General features: G+C 44.1%; 18 protein-coding genes. 17 read left to right on the plus strand and 1 reads right to left on the minus strand.

The window, feature by feature from the left end; genetic code table 11:
* Positions 1 to 207: 207 nt before the first annotated feature.
* From WJ238_RS09065 to WJ238_RS09120, 12 genes are all read left to right on the plus strand, one after another.
* Positions 208 to 795 carry an RrF2 family transcriptional regulator gene (locus WJ238_RS09065; RefSeq protein WP_337606733.1) on the plus strand — a complete coding sequence of 196 codons (588 nt, stop codon included), beginning with the start codon at positions 208 to 210 and terminating at the stop codon, positions 793 to 795.
* Positions 796 to 812: 17 nt separating this feature from the next.
* Positions 813 to 1307 carry a hypothetical protein gene (locus WJ238_RS09070; RefSeq protein ID WP_256194810.1) on the plus strand — a complete coding sequence of 165 codons (495 nt, stop codon included), beginning with the start codon at positions 813 to 815 and terminating at the stop codon, positions 1305 to 1307.
* A 115-nt stretch (positions 1308 to 1422) separates the two neighbouring features.
* The gene (locus tag WJ238_RS09075; RefSeq protein WP_337606734.1) at positions 1423 to 6639 is read left to right on the plus strand and encodes a hypothetical protein; all 5217 of its coding nucleotides are present in this window, start codon (positions 1423 to 1425) and stop codon (positions 6637 to 6639) included.
* Between the two features lie 28 nt (positions 6640 to 6667).
* Positions 6668 to 6991: a hypothetical protein gene (locus tag WJ238_RS09080; protein WP_316267765.1), complete on the plus strand. Its 324-nt coding sequence runs from the start codon at positions 6668 to 6670 to the stop codon at positions 6989 to 6991.
* Positions 6992 to 7109: 118 nt separating this feature from the next.
* Complete coding sequence (locus WJ238_RS09085; RefSeq protein ID WP_256194804.1) at positions 7110 to 7664, plus strand: hypothetical protein; 555 nt, start codon at positions 7110 to 7112, stop codon at positions 7662 to 7664.
* A 215-nt stretch (positions 7665 to 7879) separates the two neighbouring features.
* Positions 7880 to 8671 carry a hypothetical protein gene (locus tag WJ238_RS09090; protein ID WP_316271562.1) on the plus strand — a complete coding sequence of 264 codons (792 nt, stop codon included), beginning with the start codon at positions 7880 to 7882 and terminating at the stop codon, positions 8669 to 8671.
* Positions 8672 to 8699: 28 nt separating this feature from the next.
* Positions 8700 to 9467: a hypothetical protein gene (locus WJ238_RS09095; RefSeq protein ID WP_316271564.1), complete on the plus strand. Its 768-nt coding sequence runs from the start codon at positions 8700 to 8702 to the stop codon at positions 9465 to 9467.
* A gap of 4 nt (positions 9468 to 9471) precedes the next feature.
* Entirely contained in the window at positions 9472 to 10035 is a 564-nt protein-coding gene (locus WJ238_RS09100) for a hypothetical protein (protein ID WP_337606735.1), read from the plus strand.
* 29 nt (positions 10036 to 10064) lie between these two features.
* Entirely contained in the window at positions 10065 to 10562 is a 498-nt protein-coding gene (locus WJ238_RS09105) for a hypothetical protein (protein ID WP_316271566.1), read from the plus strand.
* A complete protein-coding gene (lepB, locus tag WJ238_RS09110) occupies positions 10546 to 11115 on the plus strand; it encodes a signal peptidase I (RefSeq protein WP_230107497.1) in 570 nt (189 codons plus the stop codon). The genes WJ238_RS09105 and lepB overlap by 17 nt, the downstream gene beginning before the upstream one ends.
* A 54-nt stretch (positions 11116 to 11169) precedes the next feature.
* The gene (locus tag WJ238_RS09115) at positions 11170 to 12807 is read left to right on the plus strand and encodes a peptidoglycan DD-metalloendopeptidase family protein (RefSeq protein WP_337606737.1); all 1638 of its coding nucleotides are present in this window, start codon (positions 11170 to 11172) and stop codon (positions 12805 to 12807) included.
* Between the two features lie 165 nt (positions 12808 to 12972).
* Positions 12973 to 13278, plus strand: coding sequence for a hypothetical protein (locus WJ238_RS09120; RefSeq protein WP_316267758.1), 306 nt, complete (start codon positions 12973 to 12975; stop codon positions 13276 to 13278).
* A gap of 77 nt (positions 13279 to 13355) precedes the next feature.
* On the opposite strand, the gene WJ238_RS09125 is transcribed toward WJ238_RS09120, so the two are convergent.
* Positions 13356 to 13922 carry an NAD(P)H-dependent oxidoreductase gene (locus WJ238_RS09125; RefSeq protein WP_337606738.1) on the minus strand — a complete coding sequence of 189 codons (567 nt, stop codon included), beginning with the start codon at positions 13920 to 13922 and terminating at the stop codon, positions 13356 to 13358.
* Between the two features lie 262 nt (positions 13923 to 14184).
* On the opposite strand from WJ238_RS09125, the gene WJ238_RS09130 reads away from it, so the two are divergent.
* From WJ238_RS09130 to WJ238_RS09150, 5 genes are all read left to right on the plus strand, one after another.
* Entirely contained in the window at positions 14185 to 15789 is a 1605-nt protein-coding gene (locus tag WJ238_RS09130) for a response regulator (protein ID WP_316265932.1), read from the plus strand.
* Positions 15786 to 17657 carry a sensor histidine kinase family protein gene (locus tag WJ238_RS09135; RefSeq protein WP_337606739.1) on the plus strand — a complete coding sequence of 624 codons (1872 nt, stop codon included), beginning with the start codon at positions 15786 to 15788 and terminating at the stop codon, positions 17655 to 17657. Before WJ238_RS09130 ends, WJ238_RS09135 begins: the two co-directional genes overlap by 4 nt.
* Entirely contained in the window at positions 17647 to 18618 is a 972-nt protein-coding gene (locus WJ238_RS09140) for a sugar ABC transporter substrate-binding protein (RefSeq protein ID WP_337606740.1), read from the plus strand. Before WJ238_RS09135 ends, WJ238_RS09140 begins: the two co-directional genes overlap by 11 nt.
* A gap of 18 nt (positions 18619 to 18636) precedes the next feature.
* A complete protein-coding gene (locus tag WJ238_RS09145; RefSeq protein ID WP_337606741.1) occupies positions 18637 to 19704 on the plus strand; it encodes a galactose ABC transporter substrate-binding protein in 1068 nt (355 codons plus the stop codon).
* Between the two features lie 111 nt (positions 19705 to 19815).
* Positions 19816 to 21264 (plus strand): sugar transferase, encoded by a 1449-nt coding sequence (locus WJ238_RS09150; RefSeq protein WP_230107505.1) that lies wholly within the window; start codon positions 19816 to 19818, stop codon positions 21262 to 21264.
* Positions 21265 to 21299: the final 35 nt, after the last annotated feature.

Below are 21299 nucleotides of genomic sequence, written 5' to 3' on the forward strand. Positions count from 1 at the left end.
GACCTATGTTGCAACTAATTTTTCAATTGACCTATATTTTTCTGGTTTTAAAAACATCTTGTGAAAAAATAAATTTTTCTAACTCATTAAACAACACAGGGCGGATTGTGTTGTTTTAAAAGAAACTGAATACAAACTTTACCGGTTTGGGTTTGGAATGGAAGATGAAACTGAAGATGAACACAAAAGCAGAAAAAGGAGAAGATTATGCAGCTAAACCTCACGACAGATTACGCAATCCGGTTTCTCTTATGCCTGGGCGATACAAAAGGGATAATGACAGGAAGTTTGATTGCAGACCAGATGAAAATACCCCCCAAATACCTTCTGAAGATAGCGCGAAAACTGCGTGGAGCAGGAATGCTTGGTACAGTAACCGGTGCAAAAGGAGGATATTATCTTCTAAGATCATTGGAAGAAATTACTCTTCTTGATGTTCTGAATGTAATGGAATCGTCAGTGAAAGTCAACCGTTGCCTGGAAGATGACGGATACTGTAATCGCGGAGCGGTAAGCACCTGCCAGATTAGAAAGTATTACCAGTACATCCAGAAGGAGATGGAAAATAAATGGCTTTCCAGAAGCCTGGGAGAGATTGTAAAAATGATGGATGCAGAAACCTGTGCAGCAGATGATATGCAAAAGGAATTGACGGAGATAAAGTGCAGCCATGGTTTACGGGAACAGAGATTGGCAAGAAGAAGAGAGCTTCAAGCGAATATTATAGAAAGTATTCCTGTAGCACAATGTGTATCGGAAGAGAATGGGAAAGGATACCATGAAAAAATTGTATGAAAATGAGGCGATAAGTGGTGAATAGAAAAAGACGGAATATTTTGGTTGCTATCTGCATCATAGTAATTCTTGCCCTGACAGCTGGATTCTGGATCAGGGAAAAAGGAAAAAGTGTTCCGGAAAATCATCATTCTGAACAGACAAATGAAAAAAGTAAAGCAGACAACTCCGAAAGATCTGAACAAGCCAATGCATCAAAGAAAAAAGAATATACCGAAGAAGAAAAAGCGCGGATAGAGGAACAGACCGGAGTGACAGTCCAAAACGATGGAACCGTAGAGGTGAATATCGGAGAAATTCTGGAGGAAGAAGAGTCCGCGGCAGTCAGCCGGGAAGAAGCAGAAAAGAAGATCCTGAAAGAAGCAGGAAAAGGATATGAGATAGAGCGGCTGGGGCTGGAAAAATACCAGGACAACATGTACTGGGCAGCCCGCGTTGTTAAAGGAGGTGAGGCCAGACAGATATGGATCGACGCAGAGGCAGGAGAGACATTCCTGAACCAGAAAGAATAAGAGATTAAAAGGGAGGAGGTGAAAAGGAAAAGTGAAAGGAGAAGAAGGCAAGATCAAAAAGCACAGAAAAAGGAAAGGCAGAGTAAACTGGCTGAAACGGAGCCTGGCAGTCTGTTTGGCAGCGGCAACGCTGATGACAGGCGTAGGGCTGGAAAGCGTGTTTGCAGATGAAGCGGTAAGTACCGGCAAAATCGAGACACAGCAGAGTGCGCAGACAGAAGTTCAGACACAGGCGGAGACAGGCGAGGCAGATGAGAATACAGCCGCAGCTAATGCAGCTGACCCTGCAGATCATAACAATGCCCCGGAAAGTGTGACAACGGGCGAAGAGGCAGATAAAGCAGAGGCTGCAGATGAAGGGCAGACAACAGATGTGGTGAATACAGATGAGGTGTCAGAAGGGCAAGCTCCATCCGGACAGTCGGCAGATAATAAACAGAATGCAACTGGGACAAAAGTAGAAACTAATACAGAAGAGACTGTACAAAAACCGACTGGAACACAGGCAGAGGAAAGTGTAGGGGATACGCCGAAAGCAATTACACTGCCTGTACTGGAAAAAGCTCTTCTGGCAGCACAGAATGCGACAGATGCCCCTGAAATTACAGTGCATCAGTATGCGAATGAGAGCAATACAATAAATCTTAGAGAAGGAGAATTAGAAACAAATCTTCCCAAATTTAAAGGAGGTTCTCTTGCAGAAGGAGATACAGAAGAAATTCCTGACTATGTACCTGATGCAGATGAACCGGCAAGAATTTTTAAGCAGGCAGCTTTTGTGTATAAAAATGCAGAAGATAATATGGTTTGGCTGACAGGACTTTATCCGCATAAAAACGATACAACCGGAAAGTATGATTGGTACTACACAACAAAAAAGACAGATGAGAATAATCCTTCCGGTGATCCTAATGATCCGTTGGAAGAGGTGGAAGTTGGCTATCTTTTGCCAGAGAATACGGAAATTCGGTTTTATTACGAGTTGACAGGAGAAACCTTGTATACAGTTGAAACGTCCGGTGTAGCCGGAAGCTTTAATTTGAGCCTTACAGGCGGTGAGAATCAGAATGGAACATTTAAGGCAAAAGCAGGTGCTAAAATTATTGCAACTTTAAATGTAGCAAATACTATATGGTGGGCAGAATGTTTGTTAAAAGGGGCGTCCACAGAATATGGGAAATGGGGCTTTTTCAGAGATGACATTCAAGATAATAAGCAACCGTCGGCATATAGGGATCCTTCATATACTCATGGGAAAAAGATAGATGACAAAGGAAATTACCAGTTTGAATTTACGATGCCGAAAGAAAATTTATCGTTGACTATGACATCTCATCAATGGGAAGGAGCAGATGCAATTTCCTGGTTTGGTCTTTGGGCAATGGAAAGAGAACAGGAAGGTTCGCCAGAGTATGGAGCTACCCGCATTTATACCTATAGTAAGACTTCCAGTAGTAACACTACTCCGGACGTTACGGAATTAAAGTATAGCGATACAAGCCCAACAAATGGATTTGGAACCTGGTATTTGGGGGGCAAGCCTCTAATGACCTATGAAGCCTATTATAAGGACTTATCTTGGCCCAATACTTCTTATCGAAAGATGTTGGCTGGGAATTTGCCAAGTAGTACTAATGGACTTCCTAATGTAGGGCCGGGGGTTGAAGAAAGTAAAGGATTATGGTCAACTCAGGTGGATCAGGCTGGAACCTCAAAAAATATTCCTGTTGGAGAATTTGTTCCTGGCGGAACGGTGGTATTCGGTCTAGAAGCATCAAGGGCATTGCAGAATACAGGTTCTTTTAATAAAGAGTATCTTTGGAGAAACATTCCAGCGACTTTAAGTCTGGATATTTACCGAGACGAAGATTATTCCGGAGGTAATTTTGATCGTTATACTCTTATTATGCCGAAAAAGGCAGGTACATCTGTTTCAGAGGAAATACCGGGAGGCGGGAAAATAACAATAGAATGCAGAACAGTTCATGACGAGAATGCTACAGATTTATGGGGCAAACGGTTGGATGCAGGATACGGCAAGCCAACGATGAGCGCTAGGTTAAATAAACCGCAGTGGTATACCTATAAAATTACAGTTTCAGGAATTATTTCAAATTTCAAAATTGTATATAACATGTACCATACATCACAGTCAAATCATTTCATTAATGCTCTGGATGGAACGGTGGAAGGAAGTGATGTTTCCACTGTTTCTAATAGAAAAGATCCAAGCAAAGTAAAGGGAGATTTTATCTATTACGCTAAAGGGAGAACTTATAATCCAGATGGAACGGCAGTTGATAATCCAGGAACAATTGGTTATTATCCGTTGAGAGAGGGACTTAAAATTGAGACAGCAGAAAGAGCAGATGAAACGGGATATAATAAAAATGTTAATTGGATTTTGCTTGGAGCACAGGTGCAGGAGGGATACAGTAAACCTGAGATTACAATGGAAAAAGGAAATGCAAGCCAAGCAGGATTTTCTGTAGAAGAACAGAACCGACTGGCAGACGGCCGTTATGTATATAAAGTGGCACTCACCGGCACTCAGAAAAATGACTGGGAAAATCCAACAGGAAGGCTAAGCATGGTGTCAGAGCCGATACAATTTTCAGTAAAGTATGGGACAAATGAAAATGGTATTTTCAAAGAACATACAACTCCAGACTATACACTTCAATATGATGAAAATGAAAATTATATTATTCTGCCATATCTTCCAAATGGCGTTACGAGTTTGAAAGGATATAATGTAGAAATTTGGACAACTGGAGATAACGTGGAGAAGGTGGCAAATCTCAAGTACAAAGATATCTACCCTGATTCAGCAGAAACCATTTGGATGCCGGCAACAGTTATGAATGTAAGAGACATTTACAAGTATCTGACAACTCATAATATAAACGGTACTGTCGATGATAATGGTGCCCTCAAAGCAGGTGTTACACAGTATGATATTCGCCTGATTCCAGAGATAGCAGGCGACGGAGATGCGGCATGGCTAGTAGATGGAATTGGCTATAATACATATCAGCAAACAGGATGGTTTGATGATTGGAACAAAGATCCCGATAAAGGAGTAACGGAAGACTTTGCCGGAAAATATTTCGGGGACAAGGAGACAAGATATATAGATGGTTATATTAATAGTACGGTGGTATTTAGCAATTATCCTGAAGCATTTCTTGATCCCGATACACAGGAGAGATATGTTCTCCAAAGAGATGTAAGTGTTACAAGTGGGATAGCTTCTCAGGCTAAAACGGTACTTGGATATTTCTACTATATTAACCAGGCAGAATTGATTGGAATCGGTACACCAGATTACTTGACAGATAATGCACTGGCAAATGACCTGGCTGCAAAGAGTCAAATGGATAGGCTGAGACAGTGGGCATTTGACAATAAGCAGAATAAATATACTGGCGTAAAAGGACGAACAGATAATGTTTTCAAATTACCAGATGGAGTAGTTATGCCTCAAGAAATCAATACTTCCAGTGGCATTATGAAGTGGGCCGGATGGAAGTTTGGTAAATTGGAGGATAATGGAACGCTTTCTAAAATTTACAATTATAAAGTTCCTGATAATGTAAAAGAGGTAAATCTTTATGATCTGTATCAACAAGAAGGCGGAAAAGAAGTCTGGGAGGGAATCTTTGGAACTGGAATCGGTACACAACGGGTCAAAGGACATGGAATTGTTCTTGTGCCAACATATAGCGGAGCGAAGATAGAGCCTGCTGGAGATACGCAGAGAACTGTCGAGACTTACACGGGCGGAAACGCGGATATGGATATTAATAACGGAAGCTTTACCCTCAGTGCAGACTTTAGTTTTATAGGGAATAAAGAAAATTTGAAACAGGAGGGTGTCGGCTTTGCAATAATTAAAAGTCAGACAGGCGGTACAACACAGGTAGTCGGCTCCGGAATGCTACAAGGTGATGAGATAAAATATCTACAGGGTTCTTATATTAGCAACGGACAATTAACGATGGATATTAAGGATATCATAATTGAAGATGGAACACTATCTCTTTCATGCCATGTTGTAAGTATTGATCAAGGAGGAACGCCAACTATTCGTTATGAGAATGATAATGACGCTACTTATGCGATATATGCATGGTCATCAGGAAATAGTATAACAATTCCATCTAAAGATGATATAGATGTCTCAAATGGAATTGACGGAGATGAAATGATGTGGATTGTTAATGCCGGATCTAATATTCCTGGAGATACAAATACAGTTAAGGTTCTTCCTAAGGCAGTATCTACGATTGAAGAGCAGCAGGTACCTGGTGGTGAAGCAATTCAGCAGATTGAAAGTGCGGATCCTATAGTAACAAATGCAGAAACAGATTTTGATGTTACCGGAAGCTTCCAGGCAGATCCTTGGTATCCAGTAGATTTACAGATTGGCAATAGTGCAGCTTCAGAAGCAAAAATACATATTGCACTTTACAAGAAGAATCCAGATAGTAATCCACCAGATTGGCATAGCTGGGCTTTTGATGGAGATTTAACAAGCGGAGCAGGTGTTGCAGGTTCTACAGAGCAAAAGACAGATAAAGGAAGGATTGATTTCGGAGGCGATGGAGAGGCTACTGTCACATTCCCTATTTTTAATCGGATAAATCCTACTAATGGTAATCCGACCGTTTCCTGGCAGTGGGATGACAGGGCCAAGTACTGTATCGTGGCGTGGAATGAATCTAATAAAGATCTGGCGGGAGATAATCCAACATTTACTGAAAACAATTTATGTCCGGGAGGAGCACAGTCTGATGAAGCACCTAGTGTAACATCAGAAATTCAACTGCAGTGGCAGGAGAGCAACTATTATGTTTACATACCGGCTAACGTAATCCTGACAGAGAATGAAGCTAATGTAAGCGGAGGATCTGAAGGCTATGCAGGAGCAGCAGCAGAAGTTCGCTATAAAAGTGCAGATGAAGGAAATGACGCATATACGCTGCCGGAAGTGGAAGTCAAGGTAGAAGATGAAAAAGACCTGACAGAGCAAATCACAAGCAGAACCATGACTATGGGAATTTACAGTACAAATGGTGAAAAACGCCAGTCAGTAGAGGAAACTCTTGACCCTTCAGCCGGAACAACCGGGAAATATTCCTGGGTAGGCGTATTGAAGGATGGAACTGCTTCAACAGAGGAAACTACTGATACCAAGGAAATCGTTCCAACCGGAAGAAATATCCGTTATCAGATCAATGCTCCGGTTAACCAAGGAGATAAAAAGGGAACGGAATATCAAGGAAGTGTAAATTATATTCTGACGCTTCGGGAGTGGCAAAGACCATAATAAAACAGCAGATGGAGGATTGCAGAAAATGAAAAGAAGAGTCAAAAGACTGTTAGTAAGCATGAGCCTCTGTCTGCTGCTGGCGGCAGCTCCTTTAGGGAGCGCTAAGGCCGCCGGAGTGGACAGTCAGGTGAATGTGAGCTACACGGCGCAAGGTCAGCAGGGAATCGGCGGAGACGGCAGCGAAGGAAGCAGCACGATCAACGCCGGGAAACGCACTAGTCCGGTACGGACAGGAGATGCCTCCTTACCCATAGCATATCTGGCTATGGTTATGATTTCAGCGGGAGCAATTTTACTGATCCTGCTGAAGGATAAAAAAGAAGAAAAAGAGGAGGAAAGTGCATTTTAAAAAATACACTTTCAAGACACACGGAGATCCATCAGCCGGGGAAAAAGAGATGGAGGGGAACAGGATGGAGAGGCCATCCAAACAATAAAAAAACACAGAGAAAAGGAGAAAAAGAAGTATGAAGAAGAGATTAGCAACATTAGCAATTTTAGGAGCAATGACAGTGAGTGCAGTAGCACCGATGAGCGTATTTGCAGCAGAGTCAGAAACAACTGTGAAATACATTGCTGGGGCTGTAACACCGGGCGGCGGAGATGCAGGATATTATGTAACAATTCCTTCAGACATTATGTTCCAGAATACAACTGATAAAGTAGAGCAGAAATTGGAATTGAAAGCAACAGATGAAAACAAAGGACTTCCATTTGGGTTGGCAGTAGACGTTACTGTTAGTTCTGCACAGGGTGCTAAAGTTAGCAGCGGATCATATGGAGAGCTTAAATATGAGGTTGATTATTCTACAGGTGGTGGAACAGGAAAATTAAATGGGACCACACCTGGAAATCCGGATGCTGTTGAGGTTGGAACATTGAAATCCAAGACTGATGCCGCTACAGAGGATGCGAACTTAACTATCACAGGTCAGGCACAGCTTAAGGAAGATGCAGCGAAAGGGACACCAAAAGGAACAACATTTGAAGACCTTTTGACTTATACTATCACAGAGCAATAATTAACTACTTATCCCATCTTTCTAACCTCTAATCTGAATAATAAACAGAAAGAGTAAATAAGTGAATTCAAAAAGAACAGGGAGCCGGAAAGGATCTGGCTCCCTGTTTTAAAAAAATTTCTCTGAACAGGTTTAAAGGAATGCCTATAAAATAATATGAAAAAAGGCTGCTCCGGTATGAGGAGCACATCCAGAAAAGGGAACAGGAGAAACTCATGAAGTATTTTATACAGTTTGATGTAATAACAAAGAATATTAAGGAGCAGCGCTCCTTTCAGGATAAAAAAGGTCATCAGTGGCCTTACCTTACCATCGAAGAATATAAGGAACTTCCGGAAAAGGAACGACGCATTGCCGGGGATTTAAGACGGCAGGATTCCGGAAGTGCAGAGCTTACTTTAGAAGACGGGGAAGCCCTGACAGGGCTTTATGAATATCGCCCGGGGAAGCGGTGGAACGAAAAGACCATTGGTTATCTTCCGGTTGTACCGGAAGGAGAGGGGGATGAGCCGGTCTGTTGTGTGAGAATCTTAGGACGCTCCCTGGTAAAGACCATCCTTTTGCCCCTGTTGCTTTTGTGCCTCCTGGCAGGGATTGTGCTGGGATTTTTGTGGTATCTAAGGGATGAAGAGGTTCCGGGACTGGATGAAGCCCAGATTGCCTACCATGTGGAAGGGATGGTAAATAAGGATCCAAGCCAGATCATGCTGCCGGGAATCAGTCAGATCACAGCCCGGGCAGGGGAGGAGCATGTGGAGCATGTTCTCTTTAATCCGGAAGGCAATCCCTGTTATTTCAAATTCCACCTTGTACGCAATGATACTGGGGAAGAACTTTACACTTCCGGACTTGTGGAGCCGGGAAATGCGGTTATGGAGTTCGACCTTACAGAACCTCTGGAAGCAGGAAGTTATGAAGTAACAGTACAGGTGGAGACTCATCCGGTGGATGATCCGGAAGGCGAAATGAACCAAGGGGCGATTAAGACTACCCTGGTAGTGGAATAGGAACAAAAGAGAAGGGAATGAAAAGTCTATGAGCAGAAGATTAGTGGAGAAAGAGCTGGAAACCAGCAGTAAAACTTACAGCAGGAAAGAAGGCTGTTGGAATTACATTCCGGCAGGGATGGCGGAAGAAGAGGAGATTACGCCCCAGAAGATTATAGGGGATATCGGATACCGTTCAAAGAAAGAAGAGGCAGCGTTCCTGCTGGGAGAGGAAGGGACGGAAGTGGCGGTAAACCCCTTTAAGGCTAAACTGGGATACGGACAGAAGGTACTGGGATATATCCCCTGTGAGAAGGAAGATGGGGGAGTGATCTATGTGCGGGTGATCGGAAAGAGCTGGGGAAAGATTCTGATTCCGCTGGTAATTCTGCTGGCGTTGATCGCCGGCGGACTCTGGTGGTATTTTGCCCAGAACCGGGGGCCGGATCTGGACGATTCAGCCATGGCTTATCAGATGCCGGGCGGTCTGAAGAATGAGGATCCAAGCCAGATCATGCTTCCCGGATTCGGAACCATCGATATGGAAGCAGGTCAGAGGACGGTTCATGCAGCATTGTCCAATCCGGAGGGAAATCCCTGTTACTTCAAATATACAGTAAGTCTGCAGGAAGGAGGAGATGTCCTCTATGAGAGTGGATGGCTGGAGCCGGGAACGGCAGTGACAAAATGGGAGATCGCGGAAGAACTGGAGCCGGGAGATTATCCGATTTCCCTTTTGGTGGACACTGGAAGTCTGGATGATTATCAGCAGGAAATGAATAAAGGAACCATTAATGCTACCCTGCATGTGGAGTAAAACCATGAAGAGAGAACAAAAGAAGAAAGGATTCCGGCAGGCTGTATTACTGTTAATGGGAGTATTTGTTTTATCGGCCCTTGCAGGATGCGGGAAGAAGCCGGCAGAGGCACAGGAAGTCACCAAGGCGGAGGGGACGCTCCGAATCGGGGAGGAGATTACCCTCTATATAGAAGATATCCAGTACATGTCTCAGGTAAAGCCGCCAAGTCCCATGGGATATTATGACTATTATCCGGAAGAAGAAGGCTGGAGGTATCTGGTGGTATCGGGGACGACAGAGAACCGAAGCGGAGAAGATTTCAACCCAAAGAGATGCTATGTGGAAGGATACGTGGATGGCGAACCAAGGGAAGGAAAACTCCTCATTTTGGCAGCGCCGGGGACAGAATTTTGGGATACTCTGCCGGCAGACAGCAAGAAGGGAAGCTGGGATTTTTACTTGTTTACCCTGATCAGAGAAGAGGAAGAGCCGGAGGAACTTGGTTTTTTCTATAATGATGGTTTTACAGAAGCAAAAGAAGGAGAAAAATGGGATCATAAGATTACCCTGGAGCTGTTCGAGTAAAAGAATAGGCAGAAGGAGAAAAGGAAGCCATGTCAGAAAAAAAGAAATTACCGCAAACAGAGGAGATCGCCCGTTATATTGAAGAGATGGAGATCCGGAAGAAAGTAATCGGAGGCTGGGAAGAAGAGGATGTGCTGGAGCACATCCGAATAATCAGCGGGAAGTATGAAGAAGTGATCCGGAGCCTGCAGGCGAAGATAGAGGAACAGGCGGAGGAAGAGGAAGAGAGGAAGAAGGAATACGGGAAAAAGAGTACGGAACTGATTGACAGCATGACCCAGATCCGAGAGTATCGGGAGCATATGCTGGGGAAAGCCAAAGAGGAGGCAGAAGAAATTTTAAAAGCAGTCCGGGAGCAAGAAAAAGAGGGGGAGGAGCGGATCCGGGAATTAAAAGTGATGTATGAAAAGGAGCGGCAGGAATATCAGAAAAAGGCAGGGCTTTTGAAGGAGCAGGGGCGCATTTTCAGCGAGAATGCCCGGAAGATTTTGGAGGAGATAGAGGCGCTTCATGACGGAATGGAATAGGAAGGAAATAAAAGAAGAGAGCCCGGTGGAACAGGCAGTTTCCAGTCGGATAGAAGAGATCCGAACAGAAAAGCGGGGCTGGAAGAAGTGGGCAGCAGGGACCGGAGCAATGGCTTGTGTACTTTTTTTACTGTCTCATGTGTTTTTCGGACTTGCTGTTGTAGAAGGTTCTTCTATGGTTCCCGGATATCAGGATCAGGATCTGACCCTTTATGGAAAAGTCCGTGGGGAATTGAAACGAGGAGATGTGGTGCTTGCCAGGATACAGGATGGGAGGACACTGATCAAACGGGTCATTGGGCTTCCCGGAGAAGAAATTTATATAGAGAAAGAAAGCGGAGGAGTATACATAGATGGGGATAAACTGGAAGAACCTTATATACAGGGACAGACAAGCCCCGGGATTGGTCAGGAAAATCCGTTGACGCTGCAAGAAGGGGAATACTTTATTATGGGAGATAATCGGGAGAATTCTTCCGATTCCAGATATTACGGACCAGTGAAAGAAGGGCAGATCAGAGGAAAAGTCTTATGGTCCTTAAGGAAGGATTAGGAGAAAGAACAGGAAAAAGGGGAGGAAAAACAGGAGGAAAGGAAGTGGAAAGGATTGGAAAAGAAAAAAGTAAAGAAAGTACTTCCGCTGCTGATGGCGGCGACCGTAGTATTTTCGGGATTTTCAACAGCGTGGGCAGAAGAGCCGTCAGGGGAGCAGGGATTGGGACAAGCTAATGAAGTAGAAATGTCAGGCGAGCCGGAGGTTTCAACGGAACCGGAGACATCGATGGAACCGGAAGTTCCAACGAAGCCGGAAGAACCGGAGATTGCAGAGGAACCAGAGACACCGACGGAACCGGAAACTCCGGAAGGTTCAACGGAACCAGAGACACCGACGGAACCGGAAACTCCGGAAGTTCCAATAGAGCCGGAAACGCCAACGGAACCGGAAGAACCGGAGATTGCAGAGGAACCAGAGACACCGACAGAGCCGGAAACTCCGGAAGGTTCAACGGAGCCGGAAACGCCAATGGAACCGGAAGAACCGGAAATTCCAGCGGAGCCGGAAACACCAACGGAACCGGAAGAACCGGAGATTTCAGAGAAACCAGAGACGCCGACGGTACCGGAAATTCCGTCAGAACCGGATAACGGGTCAGATGAAGAGACAAAACCGATTGCTCCGTCGCCATCTGTACCGCAGACAGGATGGAATCCACAGGTACTGCCAGTGACGGGAAATCAAAAGGAAAGATTCCTGGAAGAGTTTACTCCATCAGAACGGCTCATTCCCAAGGTTTTACGGATAAAGTACAGTACAGATATGCCTCTTGAGAATATTCCGCCCTTTATTACTACAGAGATGATCACAGGAGCTTTGAAGGTACAGGATGAATACGGCTATCCGGCTTCTGTAACGATTGCTCAGGTTATTCAGGAATCCGGATTTGGAAAGTATGGTCCTTATGGTGAGAAGGGACAGGGGCTTTCCTACCTGGCCTTTCAGTACAATAATCTTTTCGGAGTCAAAGGGACAGGGCCGGCCGGGTCTGTTCAGATGAAAACAGGGGAAGAAACAGAAGAAGGGAGAAGCTATACCATTCGGGCAGGATTCCGGATGTACCATACATACAGCGAAAGTATGGAGGACAGGGCAAAACTTTTGAAGGAAGTATATAGTGATCTGATCGAAGGGGTAACGGATGCCAATACTTTTGCCATGAGGATCGGAAGCCGTTGGGCAACGGACGTTGATTACGGAAAAAGCCTGATCCGGCAGATGGAAACTTATGATCTCTATCGTTTGGACCGAATGACACTGGAGACTTTTGACAGTCTGCTTGGAGAGTTTGCAGATCCATGTCCGGGGTCACAGGTAACAAGCAGATTCGGGTGGCGGCAGTGGAGCCATTCCTATCATAAAGGGATTGACCTTGGAACCGGCAGTGAAAATATCCCTACCTATGCGGTGGCAGCAGGAACAGTGATTGAAGCAGGCTGGGGCGGATCCGCCGGCAACTGGATCATCATTGACCACGGAGAAGGAATTGTGACAAAATATATGCATCACAGCGAGATGTATGTCAAAGAAGGAGACAGGGTGGAAAAGGGAGAGCAGATCGGTTTAAGCGGAACCACAGGGCGTTCTACAGGGAATCACCTGCATTTCCAGTTGGAGATAGACGGAGAAGCAATTGACCCGGAACCATATCTTTTCCCAGAGGAAAGCGGACTGAACAGTCAGGACTAAAGGGAAGAGAGCAGCACATCAGAAAAATGGCAGTAATCCTCTTTTTTACTTGACATAAGTATAATTCGTCGATATAATAGATGACATAAAGACGATGTGGGTGAAATAGTAATTGAAAAATATAGAAGGAACAGTAAATTACACATATTCAAAAGGAGGAATACTATGTTAGAAAAACAGGATATTGAAATAATACGGTCGATTATGCAGGAGTCGGAAGAGCGGATAATGGAAAAATTCGATCAGAAGCTGCAGAGAGCGCTGCGTGAGACAGAGAATGGTCTACTTGAGGAAATGGACAGGATGAGAGAAAGCCTGGAAGAGAAAATTGCAAATGTCGATAAAAAGGTAGATAATCTGGAAACTTATTACAGGATAACAAAGCTTGAAAACGATAATACCTCCATTTTATTAAAAATAGTGGGGGACCTGCAGGAACGGGTGACCGTGCTGGAAAAGAAAACAGCATAATATACAAAACAAACGGATCAGACAGAGCACAGGATCAATGTGCTGTCTGGTCTGTTTGATAATAGAAATGAAAAAGATCAGAGAACTTCTTTGATTCGCAAAACAGCGTCTTCAAGAATGCCGTTTACGTCAGCGCCCTGGATATCCAGGTTTTCAGCCTGAAAGCAGAGCACTTCCGGTATACTGTAAAAGGCATCAGACAGAGCCTTTACATAATCGTAGCCCAGGTTTCGGTCTGCGATAGGTCCGCCTGCTGTTGTCACATAAATGATACGTTTTGCTTTGCAAAGTCCCAGGGGAATACCGTCCGGGGAATACTGGAAGGTTACGCCGACTACTGTAACATGTTCGAGATATATCCTTAAGATGGAAGGAAAAGCCAGATCCCAGTAGGGCGCTGCAATAACAATTTCATCTGCGGCAGCAAACTGGGCTGCATAGCGAAATAGAGGATCTGAAAAATTTTTGGATGAAATAAGCTGGCTTCGCTTTTCTAACAGTTCCAGATCCAAAGGGGAAAGTTGTTCATGGCCAAGATGGACTTCTTCTATCTGTCCGTTTAATTTTTTCAGAACTTCCTGTGCCAGTAAACAGGTGCGTGAGCAGGGTCTTACGCAGGCATTGACAAATAATATTTTTTTCATGTTGACTCCTTTTTTGTTCAAATAATACTACCCTCTTTTTGCAAGAGTATATCCTTTGTGAAAAGAGAGTGGAGCGGATAAAGGATACGCTGTGATTTTACGATATACTTCCCTTATTTATTTGTCAAGACAGGGTTGTATGTTTCAAAACATCCGTAAATGTTTACAAATGGTTTTGGTGGTTGCTATAATAATAGCAGCCATTCTTTTGTATGGTAATGTTTATATGACGGATGGAAATTATGTACATGGAGAAAGATTTATGGATAAATATACGGTTCTTTTGGTAGACGACGAAGAAGAAGTTATACAGGTGATCATGAAGAAGATCAATTGGGAGGGCCTTGGGTTTTCTGTGATCGGCTATGCAAACAATGGCGTAAAGGCGTTTGAAATGGTAGAGGAGTTCCAGCCGGATGTAGTCATGACAGATATAAAGATGCCATATATGGACGGTATGGAACTGGCGGGACGGATCAAGGAGGAGTTTCCGGCAACTAAGCTTTTGATCTTTACCGGGTTTGACGAGTTCGAGTATGCCAAGGAAGCAGTACACCTGGAGGTAGAAGAATATATTTTGAAGCCGGTCAATTCACTGGAGCTTACAAATGTATTTACTCAATTGAAAATAAAGCTGGATCAGGAGATCAGTGAGAAAAGAAATACGGAAATCCTTCAGAAATATTATATGGAATCCCTGCCTCTTTTGCAGGCGAACTTTTATTCTACCTTGATAGAAGGAAGGATTATGGAGGGAGATCTTCCCAAATATATTGAAGATTATCAGATTTCCCTGAAAGGGCCGTTTTTTTGCTGTGTTGTGATCCATACATCCTCAAGGCAGGTTCCAAAGAATATGAACCCGGTGCTTTTGGCGACTTCTGTTCAGAAGCAGGCAATGGAACGATTGGGCGGTAAATGGCATCCAAAATATTTTTCCTATCTGGGAAATACAGTGATGATCGCACAGCTGAAGAATGAAAATGAGGTATCAGATCTGACAGACGAGTGCGATCGCTTCTGCCGCTATGCCAGTCGTATGATCGGAGCGGTGGTTATCATTGGAGTAGGACAGGTGTGCAGCGATATCCTGGAGTTGTCCCAGTCCTATAACGGTGCCAGGGAGGCGGTTTCTTACCGTGCAATATATGGCGCCTGCAGGGCGATCAACATTAAGGAAATTGCGCCTTCTGAAACGGGAAGAGCCGTTACGGCTAATGATGCGGAGTTATCGGAACTGTTTAAGAAGATTCGGATCGGATCACCTCAGGATGTGACGGAAGCTGTGGATAAGTATATGGATCGGATGTCTTTTCCCGATAAATCTTTGCAGTATCATCATATTGCTGTGATGGAGATGGTGAGCGCTCTGTACCGGTTTGTATCTAATAATGATCTGGTTGTGGAAGAATTTTCAGGGGATACAAGACAGCTGTACAGTAATCTTCTGGATCTGGAGCCGGAGGCTCTGCGAAAATGGCTGTTGGACATCAGTTTTTTATTTCGGGAAAACTTGATGAATGCAAGAAGCCGCTCCAGTAAATCTTTTGTATTCAGGGCCAAAGAATATATTGATAATCATTATTTTGAAGAGGAATTATCTTTGGACAGCATCTGTGATCTGCTGGGTGTTTCCAATTCCTATTTCTCAACCATTTTCAAAAAGGAGACAGGGCAGTCGTTTATCGGGTATCTGACCAGTTACCGAATGGAGAAGGCGGCGCATTTGCTGCTGGAAACAGCGGAGAAAAGTTACATGATAGCAAAAAGTGTAGGATATGCGGATCCAAATTATTTCAGCTATGTATTTAAGAGGCAGTTTGGAGTGTCACCGTCAAAATACAGGACGGAGCAGGAGGAAAAGTGAAGAAAAAATATTTCAGATATTTACAAAAATTAAAGCCAAGAGGGATACAGTCGGTTTTAATGATCGTTCTTTCTGTAATTTCTATTTCAATTATGATAGTTTTGGGTCTGATCCTGTATATGCGATTTTCCACTCTGTCCAGAGAAGATATGGTGCAAAGCACGCAGAAGCTGACAGAACAGGCAGGAGAAAGCATGGAGGATTATCTGGTGAGTATGCGCCAGATATCTGATGTCCTGTATTATAATATCATTAAGGAAAATGATTTTTCCAACCAGGATCAGGTGATTCAGGAAGGAATGAATCTCATGTACGAAGCAAACCGGGAAAATCTAAGAAGTGTTGCTTTGTACAACAGTTATGGAAGTCTTATGGCAGCGGAACCGGTGGTGTCTGAAAAGGCAGATCCCAATGTAACACAGCAGGATTGGTATGTGAAAGCGATGGAAGAAGTGGAAAATGTGCATTTTTCTACTCCTCATATTCAAAATCTTTTTGATGATAACAGTCTGCGTTACTATTGGGTCATCTCTTTAAGCCGTGCAGTAGAGATTACGGAAGACGGAGTGACCAGACTGGGGGTTCTTCTGGTAGATATGGATTATTCGGGCATTTCCCGGATGATGAATAAACTGAATACAGATAATAACGGACAGTATTATTATCTGTGTGACAGTAACGGTGAGATTATTTATCACCCCAGGCAGATCCAGATCAGTGATGGAATTAGCAGCGAAAACAGCAAGGGCGCTGCAGAATACAAAGACGGAGTTTATGATGAGAAGTTTGAAGGGGAGAGGCGGAAAGTCGTTGTCAATACAATAAGCTACACCGGCTGGAAGCTTGTAGGGGTAACCCCCTATTCAACTTTTACACATGGAATGATCGATATCCGGTATTTTATCGTAATGATCATTCTTGTGATGATTATGATGCTGTGTGCGATCAACCGGGTTGTTTCACAGAGGATATCAAGGCCTGTCCTTCTGTTAAATGAGTCAGTCAGGGAATATGAAGCGGGCAAAAAGCCGGAGATTTATATTGGAGGTTCGCCTGAGATCCGGCATCTGGGACAGTCCATTCAAAATTCTTATGAACAGATCGACCGTCTGATGAAGGAGATTGTTCTGGAGCAGAACGAGCGGAGAAAGAGCGAACTGGATGCATTACAGAGTCAGATTAATCCTCATTTTCTATATAACGCTCTGGAATCTATTACCTGGATGGTGGAAGGCGAGCGTAATGAGGAAGCAGTATTTATGATTTCACAGCTGGCCCGCCTGTTCCGGATCAGCCTTTCCAAGGGACGTACAGTGATCAGCATTCGGGATGAGCTTCAGCATGCGAAAAGCTACATGAATATCCAGAAGATTCGTTATAAAAATACATTTTCAGTGAAATTCGATGTAGATGAAGAGGTTTATTCCTACTGTACAGTGAAACTGATCCTTCAGCCGATTTTGGAAAACGCTATTAATTACGGTGTCAGCAGTATGGATGACTGCGGAGAGATCAGGGTGACCGGAAGGAAAGAAGGGGAAGTCATTATCCTTGCAGTAGAGGACAATGGACTTGGCATGTCGGAAGAAGAGGTGGAATTTGTGCTCACGGACAGCAACCGGATCCATAAGCATGGTTCGGGAGTTGGACTGATCAATATCAACAACCGGATCCAGATTTTATTTGGAAAAGAATACGGGCTTGTAGTAGAGAGTGAGCCGGATGAAGGAACAAAGGTTTCCATCCGCATTCCGGCAGTTCCATACACAGAGGAAAACGGAAAGATTCTGGAAAACGGATATATATTAAGTAAAGAGAAGATCAATGATATAGAAGAGAAGACAAAGGAAAGCAAAGATGAAGAATGACAAGAAAACGTTTATTCTGATCGAGGCGGTGCTGGCAGTACTTATTCTCGTGTTGGCGATTGTTATGATCAGCGAGAAGAGACAGGATGACAGATACAAGATTTCAGTTGTTGTCCCAAATTCCGATGACCGGCAATGGTCAGCTTTTAAATATGGCCTTAGAATGGCTGCCGCTGACAATAACATAGAGATGTCTGTGGCAAGTACAGCAGAGACACTGACAGCCCAGGAGGAAGAGCGTTTGCTCCGGGATGAGATCGAAAACGGGGCGGATGCGCTGATCCTCTATCCGGTACCAGGAGAAGAAACAGAAGAAATGCTGCAGGAGATTGGGAAGAAAGTTCCCATTATGCTGGTGGGTTCTGCTTTAACAGATGGGGAAGACACTGTGTTCCCGGTGACAGAACCGGATCATTATACCATGGGAAAAGCCTTAGGGGAGGAATTGATAAAAGATTATGAGGGGAAACTTGACGGTAAAACACTGGGAATCCTTTCTGAAACAACAGATTCGGCAGCAGTGATAAGCCGGGAGATGGGATTTCGGGATGCCCTGGCGGATTCAAATGTCAGGATCCGGTGGGCGGTAGGACATCCCTTTACAGAAGGCGGAGAGAGCTTTCTTGGAGTGCAGCCGGCGGTCGATATTATTGCGGCGCTGGATGACAGCAGCCTGACGGCAGCAGGAGAATGTGCGGCCTCTGACAGTCTCCACGGCGCACGGATTTATGGAATCGGAAATTCCACAGAAGCGGCTTATTATCTGGACACCGGTATGGTGGAATGTCTGCTGGTAGCAGATGAATTTAATCTGGGATATCAGAGTCTTAATGAAATAGCCAAAGAACTGGATGATTATCTGTATCACATGCAGAGTATAGAAGTGTATCATACTATCATACGAAAGGAAGAACTGTTTTCTGAAGAAAATCAGGAAATTCTTTTTACAATGAGTCAGTAGAAAATGAAAGGAAGCGCAATGAAGAAAAAGAGAATTTTGTCGGCGGGAATCATTCTGGGAACGACAGCATTGCTTCTTAGTGCCTGCGGGAATCAGCAGCAAAATCAGGAAAACCGGCTTTATATAGGAGTTACTTACTACAATCAAAGTGACACTTTTTTAAATGAGATGCTTGACTCTTTTAAAGCACAGTTAGAAGAGATGGAGGTTGGCGGCACAGTGCCTGCTGTGACGGTGAGAGACGCCGCGGGGCTGCAGAAGACGCAGAACGACCAGGTGAAAGAACTGATTGACGCCGGCTGTAATGTACTGTGCGTCAATCTGGTAGACCGGGCAGATCCGTCGGATATCATCGATCTGGCAAGAGAGTATGATGTGCCGATTATTTTCTTTAACCGGGAATCGGTGGCGGAGGATCTCATGCAGTGGGACCGGCTTTACTATGTAGGAGCAGATGCGAAGCAGTCCGGGGTGATGCAGGGAGAGCTGGCAGCAGACGAGATATGGGAGAATGAGCAGATCGACCGCAACAAGGATGGGAAGATTCAGTATGTTGTGCTGGAAGGAGAGGCAGGGCACCAGGATTCCGTTATCCGTACAGAAAATTCAGTGAATACGCTGCAGCAGAAAGGAATTGCACTGGAAAAGTTAAGTTACGAGATTGCAAACTGGAACAGAGCACAGGCGGAGAACCGGATGGAGCAGATGATCGGTCAGTACCAGACCAGCATTGAGCTTGTGCTGGCGAATAATGATGACATGGCGCTGGGAGCGATAGATGCTTATGAAAAGCTGAATTACAGTGAAACTTCAAGGCCTGTGATCTTTGGCATAGACGGAACAGATGATGGATTGAAAGCGATTCGGGATTCCAAGCTTACAGGGACAGTGTATAATGATAAAGAGGGACAGGCGGAAATGATGGCCAAGCTGGCAGCGGCTCTTGTATCGGGGGAGGGGATGGAAGATCTTCCTTTTGAAAACGACCGCTATCTTATGGTCCCTTATTTTAAGGTGACACCGCAGAATATAGAGGAGCTTCTGGGAGAAGAAAATATCAGTCCGGAAGCAAACGAAAGGGGATAAATTTGACATTTTACTGCTTATAAGTTAAAATAAAGCGACAAATTACATCGAAGAATCAAATATCCTGGAAAGACTATGTTATAAGGGAAAAAAGGGGAAGGAGATTACGCGATGTATAAAAAAGGTTCTAAGGGCTGGTTTAAACACGGTGATTTTCTCGTGTTGGATCTGATCTGTCTCCACATTGCTTTTGTATTGTCCTATGTGATCAGACATGGTTTTATTAACCCATACAGAATAGAAGTATACCGCAGCATGGCTATTTTCCTTACCATGGCGGATATTATGATCATTTTCCTGTTTGAGACATTGAAAAATGTACTGAAACGAGGATATTATAAAGAATTTGCGGCTATTGTGCAGCAGACACTGATATTGGAACTTCTGGCAACTCTTTATTTGTTCAGTGTACAGGATGGCTTTATCTATTCGCGTATCACTTTGTATGCGATGGGGCTTATTTACTTGCTGGTCACCTACTTTGTGCGTCTTGGGTGGAAGCGGCTGCTGCGAAAGAGGCTTAAGGACGAGCGGACATCGCTTATTATTATTACAACAGAATCCATGGCAGAGTCTGTTGTGCATGAAATTGTGGACTACAGTTTTGAGCGGTACAAATTGGCGGGAATCGTTGTGATTGATAAAAATATGGAAGGGCAGTCCGTCCATAAGATTCCGGTTGTTGCAACAGTAAGAACAGCAGCTGATTTTGTATGCCGGGAATGGGTGGATGAAGCGTTGGTTGTGATGCCGCCAAGAGATCCTTTGCCGGAACAGCTCATTAACCAGTTGAGCGAAACCGGAATCACCGTACACATTAATGTGGGGCAGCTGCCGGAATTTGAAGGAAAAAGACAGTTTGTGGAAAAGATCGGCCGGTATACTGTTCTTAGTACAAGCATAAATTATGCCACAGACAAGCAGCTTTTGGGAAAACGGATACTGGATATTATTGGAGGACTTGTAGGCTGCCTCATTACAATAGTCCTGTTCATTTTTATTGCACCTGCAATCAAGAAAGAATCACCGGGACCGGTATTTTTTACCCAGACAAGAATCGGGAAGAATGGACGCAAGTTTAAAATGTACAAATTCCGAAGCATGTATATGAATGCCGAGGAGATGAAGAAAGAGCTGATGGATCAAAATAACATGAAAGACGGCATGATGTTCAAAATGGATTTTGATCCGAGGGTCATTGGAAATAAGATTCTTCCGAATGGACAGAAAAAGACGGGTATCGGGGATTTTATCCGGAGAACATCGCTGGATGAATTTCCGCAGTTTTTTAATGTGCTCAAAGGAGATATGTCTCTTGTGGGAACACGGCCTCCTACATTAGACGAGTGGGAGAAGTATGAACTAAGGCATCGGGCAAGACTTTCCATTAAGCCGGGAATTACCGGACTTTGGCAGGTCAGTGGGCGCAGCAAGATTACAGATTTTGAAGAAGTAGTCAAATTGGACAAGCAGTATATTACAGATTGGAGCATGGGACTGGATTTTCGTATTCTTTTCAAAACAATCCAGTCGGTGATCAAAAAAGACGGTGCGAAGTAATCGGTGAGTTAAGAAGACATGGGAGCAAGGGACGG

The organism is Claveliimonas sp. (genome assembly GCF_037273965.1).
GTDB classification, from domain to species: domain Bacteria; phylum Bacillota; class Clostridia; order Lachnospirales; family Lachnospiraceae; genus Claveliimonas; species Claveliimonas bilis.

What these genes read in the sequence shown, in the direction of transcription:
- WJ238_RS09065 (WP_337606733.1), top strand. Translation starts at nt 208, where the DNA reads ATGCAGCTAAACCTCACGACAGATTACGCAATCCGGTTTCTCTTATGC.
- WJ238_RS09080 (WP_316267765.1), top strand. Translation starts at nt 6,668, where the DNA reads ATGAAAAGAAGAGTCAAAAGACTGTTAGTAAGCATGAGCCTCTGTCTG.
- WJ238_RS09085 (WP_256194804.1), top strand. Translation starts at nt 7,110, where the DNA reads ATGAAGAAGAGATTAGCAACATTAGCAATTTTAGGAGCAATGACAGTG.
- WJ238_RS09090 (WP_316271562.1), top strand. Translation starts at nt 7,880, where the DNA reads ATGAAGTATTTTATACAGTTTGATGTAATAACAAAGAATATTAAGGAG.
- WJ238_RS09095 (WP_316271564.1), top strand. Translation starts at nt 8,700, where the DNA reads ATGAGCAGAAGATTAGTGGAGAAAGAGCTGGAAACCAGCAGTAAAACT.
- WJ238_RS09100 (WP_337606735.1), top strand. Translation starts at nt 9,472, where the DNA reads ATGAAGAGAGAACAAAAGAAGAAAGGATTCCGGCAGGCTGTATTACTG.
- WJ238_RS09105 (WP_316271566.1), top strand. Translation starts at nt 10,065, where the DNA reads ATGTCAGAAAAAAAGAAATTACCGCAAACAGAGGAGATCGCCCGTTAT.
- lepB (WP_230107497.1), top strand. Translation starts at nt 10,546, where the DNA reads ATGACGGAATGGAATAGGAAGGAAATAAAAGAAGAGAGCCCGGTGGAA.
- WJ238_RS09120 (WP_316267758.1), top strand. Translation starts at nt 12,973, where the DNA reads ATGTTAGAAAAACAGGATATTGAAATAATACGGTCGATTATGCAGGAG.
- WJ238_RS09125 (WP_337606738.1), bottom strand. Translation starts at nt 13,922, where the DNA reads ATGAAAAAAATATTATTTGTCAATGCCTGCGTAAGACCCTGCTCACGC.
- WJ238_RS09130 (WP_316265932.1), top strand. Translation starts at nt 14,185, where the DNA reads ATGGATAAATATACGGTTCTTTTGGTAGACGACGAAGAAGAAGTTATA.
- WJ238_RS09140 (WP_337606740.1), top strand. Translation starts at nt 17,647, where the DNA reads ATGAAGAATGACAAGAAAACGTTTATTCTGATCGAGGCGGTGCTGGCA.
- WJ238_RS09145 (WP_337606741.1), top strand. Translation starts at nt 18,637, where the DNA reads ATGAAGAAAAAGAGAATTTTGTCGGCGGGAATCATTCTGGGAACGACA.
- WJ238_RS09150 (WP_230107505.1), top strand. Translation starts at nt 19,816, where the DNA reads ATGTATAAAAAAGGTTCTAAGGGCTGGTTTAAACACGGTGATTTTCTC.